This is a genomic window from Comamonas sp. NyZ500 (genome assembly GCF_016772095.1).
GTDB lineage: Bacteria > Pseudomonadota > Gammaproteobacteria > Burkholderiales > Burkholderiaceae_C > Comamonas > Comamonas thiooxydans.
The window spans coordinates 25,933-32,381 of sequence record NZ_JAEIJE010000032.1; the positions used below are offsets into that span (position 1 = coordinate 25,933).

3 protein-coding genes are annotated in these 6,449 nt (G+C 50.5%); all 3 read left to right on the top strand.

The window, feature by feature from the left end; genetic code table 11:
- Window positions 1-26 precede the first annotated feature (26 nt).
- From JAO85_RS24645 to JAO85_RS24655, 3 genes are read left to right on the top strand one after another with little or no spacing between them, the layout of a single operon-like run.
- Window positions 27-1,844 (top strand): AIPR family protein, encoded by a 1,818-nt coding sequence (locus tag JAO85_RS24645; protein ID WP_202789239.1) that lies wholly within the window; start codon window positions 27-29, stop codon window positions 1,842-1,844.
- A 10-nt stretch (window positions 1,845-1,854) separates the two neighbouring features.
- Complete coding sequence (locus tag JAO85_RS24650; protein ID WP_202789240.1) at window positions 1,855-3,567, top strand: site-specific DNA-methyltransferase; 1,713 nt, start codon at window positions 1,855-1,857, stop codon at window positions 3,565-3,567.
- The gene (locus JAO85_RS24655; RefSeq protein ID WP_202789241.1) at window positions 3,564-6,323 is read left to right on the top strand and encodes a DEAD/DEAH box helicase family protein; all 2,760 of its coding nucleotides are present in this window, start codon (window positions 3,564-3,566) and stop codon (window positions 6,321-6,323) included. The genes JAO85_RS24650 and JAO85_RS24655 overlap by 4 nt, the downstream gene beginning before the upstream one ends.
- Window positions 6,324-6,449: the final 126 nt, after the last annotated feature.

Consider the following 6,449-nt stretch of genomic DNA (forward strand, 5'->3'; position numbering starts at 1 on the left):
ACAAGAACGATAGGGAGACCATTTACATGACAGCACTTGCGCCTGAATACCTAGAAATTTTGAAAACAGTTTTGGCACGAAGATTCGTCCCACATCTTCCACCACTCTTGGATACGCAAAAGCCAGCGGCGGACCAAGAAAAAAAACAGCTTTCAAGAGCATTTAGCGCCTTTGTTTTGACTAAGCTTTTAGACCTTCCTGCACAAGTTGCTGCTGCCTCTGTAGTCGATGATTTCAATGACAACGGGATCGATGCTATTCACTACGATGAGCAGTCCAATACTCTGTATCTGCTACAGACAAAACTTAAGGCCACAGAACAATTTAAACAAGATGACGCACAAGCATTTTGCGAAGGGGTTCGCTTGTTACTGAAGCAAGACTTCAGCACCTTTAACGAAAACGTGCAACGACGCAAGACTGAGATAGAAAGTGCACTGGATTCATGCAGCTACATACAGTTCGTTGTGCCCTTCACTGGAGATGGCATTTCTGCAGCAGCAAGCAATGCCTTAAACGCATTACTCAATGATGAAAGCTTAGATGAAGAGCGGTTGGTTAAGCATGCCAAGTTTTACACAGCACCAGACATCGTCACCGATCTGCTGGCTGAACAAGCTCATCAACCTGTACACACGGAAATATTTCTGCAGAAGTCCAGAAAAGTCGAAAGTCCTCGAACGTCCTATCACGGTCTTATCCGTTTGACGGACTTGGTTGCCCTGCACCAAGAGCATGACAAGGCACTGTACGAACGCAATATCCGCTACTTCCTTGGCAGTAATAGATCTGATGTAAACACTGCGATTAAAAATACGCTACATGAAACGCCAGGTGACTTTTTCTATCTCAATAACGGGGTAACTGCCATTTGTGACGAGATTGAACCCAAGTCAGCCATAAACGATGCTAAGAAATTAAAGGTTCGTGCCCTCTCAATCATCAATGGCGCGCAAACAATCGCTGCTGCTGCTGAGTTTTCATCCCAGAATCCTGATAAATCAATTGACGATGCAAAGGTAATGTTCACTTTGATCAAAGCACCGTCTGCTGGCACGTTTGGCAAATTCGTGACAAAGGCTCGCAATCATCAAAATCCGGTGCAAGCGATTAACTTTGCTTCATTGGACGAAAATCAGGAACGTTTGCGGCAAGAAATTGCGCATCTAGGCTTCAACTATCAATACCGACCAGAAGCTACTTTCACAGGAAGTGGTGCGATAATAACAATCGAGGAGGCGGTGAGATCCTTGGCATTACTCAAAAATGACCCTCGGTATGTGGTTTGGCTCAAAAGCGAACCAGCACGTCTTGCCATTCCTGATTCAACGGAATACAAGGCGCTATTCACTACGAATCTAAGTGGTGTTGCACTCATCAATGCTGTGCTTTATCAACGTGAAATCCGTAGTTTTGTTATGGGCTATGAAAATAGCACGCCGGTACACAGCCTGGAACGATTGATTTATCGTCATGGTGTCTACGCAATTGCTGCAGTCATGATGAAACGCTTACGCGCGCGCATTCTGGCAACCTCTGTGGTAGACGAAACCAAAATTTCAGCGTTGATTGGTCAACCACTAGATCAGCTAAGACAAAACGTTGTTGATCTCGCGATAGATCCTGCATCACAGCGATCAAAGCTTCAAGAAGGTCCATTGGCACACTTCAAAAAGCTGGAAAGTGCCATCCCATTCATCAATGAGTTGATGAAGAAAAATTTTGGGCTTCCTCATTTTCAAACTACAACCGATCCCGTAAAGCTACATCAGCTAGCTGCTGAGAAAAAAGACTTGGCACACGATTTAGCAGAGCGCCTGTCTCAAGCTGCTCCACAATTATGAGATTATTGATATGAGCAAACAAAAACTGGAACTAACCTGGATAGGCAAGGAAAAGCGCCCCAAGCTGGAGCCGCGCATCCTGCTGGAAGATCCTAGCAAGTCGTACCACGCCAAGCAGCGTGTGACTGAGAACGACATCTTCGATAACCGACTGATCTTTGGCGATAACTTGCTTGCGTTAAAGGCGTTGGAGCAGGAGTTTTCGGGGAAGGTTAAGTGCGTCTTCATCGACCCACCCTATAACACTGGTAGCGCATTTACGCATTATGACGATGGATTAGAGCACTCGATTTGGTTAGGTCTAATGCGAGATCGATTGGAGATCATCCAGAGACTTATTTCCGAAGATGGATCTCTATGGATAACGATAGATGATAACGAAGCTCATTACCTAAAAGTCTTATGCGACGAAGTATTTGGACGTGCTAATTTCGTCTCAAATGTGGTTTGGCAGAAGAAATACACTGTCTCGAACGACGCCAAATGGCTAGCAGATACTCACGACCATATTCTCATCTACGCTAAGAACAAAGAAACTTGGCGACCCAATCGCCTTGAGCGTACCGCTGAAATGGACAGCCGCTACCGCAATCCGGACAACCACCCTAAAGGTCCTTGGAAAGCTACGCCCTTATATGCAAAGCGCACAGGCTCTGAAAAGGAGCAAGCTTTTTCCTTTCGTTTTAAGAATGGTGTTGAATGGACACCTCCTCGCGGTACTTCTCCTAGGTTCCCTGCAGAAGCACTACGCAAAATGGATGACAACAACGAGATCTGGTTTGGCAGCAATGGCGATGCAAACCCTTCTAGAAAGACGTTTCTCAGCGAATTAAAGCTATCTGCCCCTCCAGCACCTACTTTTTGGCTTCATACCGATGCCGGTAACAACCATGAAGCAAGAGAAGAGGTAAAAGCAATCAATCCAGATGATGCTTTCGCCACGCCTAAGCCTGAGAAATTACTCCATCGAATTATCGGATTAGCGACTAATCCTGGTGACCTCATCCTCGACTCGTTTGCTGGCTCTGGAACTACTGGCGCAGTTGCCCACAAAATGGGCCGCCGCTGGATCATGGTCGAACTCGGCGAACATTGTCATACCCATGTCATCCCACGCCTTCAAAAAGTCATTGATGGCAATGATCAGGGTGGTATTTCAAAATCCCTGAACTGGCAAGGTGGCGGCGGATTCCGCTACTACAAACTTGCCCCCAGCCTGATCGTGAATGACCGCTGGGGCAATCCCGTGATCAACCCCGAGTACAACGCAGCGCAGTTGGCCGAAGCCATTGCTAAGCTGGAAGGATTCACCTACGCGCCGTCCGATTCAGCTTGGTGGCAGCACGGCAATTCCAGCGAGCGTGACTTCATCTACGTCACCACCCAGAACCTGTCTGCAGATCAGTTGCAAGCACTGTCCGAAGAAGTCGGCAGCGACAAAAGTTTACTGGTTTGCTGCGCTGCTTTTCATGGGGTGACTGCAGCCAAGGCATCCGAACGTTGGCCGAACCTGACGCTCAAGAAAATTCCAAAAATGGTGCTGTCCCGTTGTGAATGGGGGCATGACGACTACAGCCTGAACGTTGCCAACCTGCCGATTGCGGAGAAAGCAGAACCAACGGAAGAACCCACGCCCGCCACCAGCGGTGCTACACGCAAATCTAAGAAGTCCGCAGCCACTAATGCTGTGCAAAGCGGTCTATTTGGGGAGAACGAAGAATGAATGCACGCGTCCTGAACGCTGTCACTGGCCGATTGTCTCTGCGCCCGCCGCAGGCGCAATCTCTGGAAAAACTTGCACGCGCTATTGAAGCGGTACCGGGGCTACTGAGCCACGAGGATCGCGATGTAGCCGCAGCCCTTGCCACCTTAAAAGCTGAGTTCCCAACGTTGGAGGACTTTGAGCGCGAGTTTCCTTCGCTGTGCTTTGCCTTGGCAACGGGCGTAGGTAAGACACGTTTGATGGGCGCATTCATTGCCTATTTGCACTTAGAGCATGGCATTAACAACTTCTTTGTGCTCGCGCCGAACCTGACGATCTACAACAAGCTGATTGCAGACTTCACGCGCAACACGCCCAAGTACGTTTTCAAGGGCATTGCGGAGTTTGCACAGCAACCCCCGTTGATCATCACAGGGGACAACTACGATCAAACGGGCGCAGTGGTACAAGACCAGCCCGCAGGCTTTGCGCATGACGTGCGCATCAACATTTTCAACATTTCCAAAATCAACTCGGAAGTGCGCGGTGGTAAGGAGCCTCGCATAAAGCGCATGCGCGAGGTGCTGGGCGACAGCTATTTCAATCACCTAGCTAACCTGCCCGACCTTGTTCTGTTGATGGACGAATCGCACCGCTACCGCGCCAGCGCGGGGGTACGTGCTATCAATGAGTTGAACCCATTGTTTGGCCTGGAAGTGACCGCTACGCCGTTTGTGGAAACAACGCGTGGCCCTGTGCCTTTCAAGAACGTGGTGATGGACTACCCATTGGCACGGGCCATGGAAGATGGCTTCGTCAAAGAGCCTGCCGCCGTGACCCAGCGCGGTTTTGACCCCAAGGCATACTCTGCGGAAGAGTTGGAAAAGATCAAGCTGGAAGACGGTATCCGCCTGCACGAGAGCACCAAGGTGGAGCTACTGACCTATGCCCGAGAAAACAATGCGAAGGTGGTCAAGCCGTTCATGTTGGTGATTGCGAGAGATACCACACATGCTTCGCAGCTCAAGGCGCTGATTGAATCTTCAGCCTTCTACGAAGGGCGCTATGCGGGCAAGGTCATCCAAGTGGACTCCAGCCGCTCTGGTGCAGAAGAAGAGGAAATGATCAGCAAACTGCTGGCCGTTGAAAGTGTGGATGAACCGACAGAAGTCGTTATCCACGTCAATATGCTCAAAGAGGGCTGGGACGTTACCAACCTCTACACCATCGTGCCCTTGCGGGCAGCCAATGCGCGCACACTGATTGAACAATCGATTGGCCGTGGCTTGCGCTTGCCCTACGGAAAACGCACAGGTGTGGCGGCAGTGGATCGACTGAACATCGTTGCCCACGACAAGTTCCAAGAGATCATTGACGAAGCGAATCGTGGCGACTCACCCATCCGGCTCAAGCAAGTCATTCTGGAAGCGCCAAGCGCAGATGACAAAAAAGTGAGCGTACAGGTCAGCTCCGGTGTAATGACACGACTTGGTCTGGCCCAAACGCCTGCAGAGGCAGTCAATACAAGCAGCACGACTACCGCTACGACTGGGGCGTCAGCTACCACATCTGCCACCACACCAGCGCCCGTTTTCACTACGGAGCGTGAACGCCAAGCTGCCCAGGTGGTTATGGAGGTCATCAGCAAGTACGAGGTGAAACGTGACCTTGTGCCCACAAGCAATGCACTGCTTACTCCTGCGGTGCAATCTGCCATCGTGGCGGAAGTGACGGAGAGATTAAAGCCTACACAGGGCAACTTGCTGGCAAACGCGGATGATGCCCAACCTGCTCTTGATGTCTCGGCAGTGGTGGCGAAGACGACGGAAATCGTCGTCCAGCAAACCATTGACATTCCGCGCATTGCAGTGGTGCCTAAAGGCGAAGTCACCAGTGGTTTCCGCCCTTTTAAGCTGGGAATGCTGCCGAACTTCCAGCCCGGACAACGCGAAATCATTGGCAAAGAGTTGCGCACCAACGAGCGGTTCTCCATGAGTCGCGAAACGGGCATTCGGGAACAACGCTTTGAGGACTACATCGTCAAAAAGCTGATCGACTTTGACGACGTGGATTACTTCACACAGGCTGAGTTGCTGTACGTCTTGGCCGGTCAGGCAGTGGCTCACTATCAAGCGCAGAACTACTCCGATAACGAGCTGCACGAAGTGCTCGACACCTATGGTGCTGAGCTTGCACGCTTGATCCATGCGGAAATGATGAAGCACTTCTGGGAAGAAGCTACTGACTACGAAGTTCAGGTGAGCCGAGGGTTTACCGAACTCAAGCCCTGCAACTACACGGTGGTTGCCGGACAAACTCCGCAGAGTTATCGCGATACGGTCACTGAGCTGAGCAAAATCAAGCAGATGCTGTTTGGCGGTTTCTCACGCAGCCTGTACCCACTGCAAAAATTTGATTCAGACACCGAACGACGCTTCTCGGTCATCTTGGAAGATGACGCTTTGAAGTGGTTCAAGCCCGCCAAGGGGCAATTCCAGATTTACTACAAGCTGGGCAACGACCAGCCTGAGTACATCCCTGACTTCGTGGCCGAAACCGATTCGATGATTTTCATGGTGGAAACCAAGAAACGTGACGATCTGACTTCGGAAGAAGTGAAAGCCAAGGCAGCGGCTGCTGCGAAGTGGTGCACACACGCCTCCAACCATGCGGCAACCGTTGGCGGTAAGCAATGGCGATACCTGCTGGTACCACACGATCAAATCAAAGAGTCGGAACGACTTACCGACTTCTTGCGGTTTGAAGTGAAGGCATAGCCGTCGGGTAGAGCCCCTTGAGCGGGCTCTACCTTGGTTAAAGGGTAATCTGTTGATTTCCACCCAGAAGTGACCCACTAGCCCCCGGTTTTTCCATCTCAATCTGACCCACGCATTAACCCTAGC

Excerpts from the sequence above, each read along its gene's own strand:
- JAO85_RS24650 (WP_202789240.1), top strand. The coding sequence starts at position 1,855 with ATGAGCAAACAAAAACTGGAACTAACCTGGATAGGCAAGGAAAAGCGC.
- JAO85_RS24645 (WP_202789239.1), top strand. The coding sequence starts at position 27 with ATGACAGCACTTGCGCCTGAATACCTAGAAATTTTGAAAACAGTTTTG.
- JAO85_RS24655 (WP_202789241.1), top strand. The coding sequence starts at position 3,564 with ATGAATGCACGCGTCCTGAACGCTGTCACTGGCCGATTGTCTCTGCGC.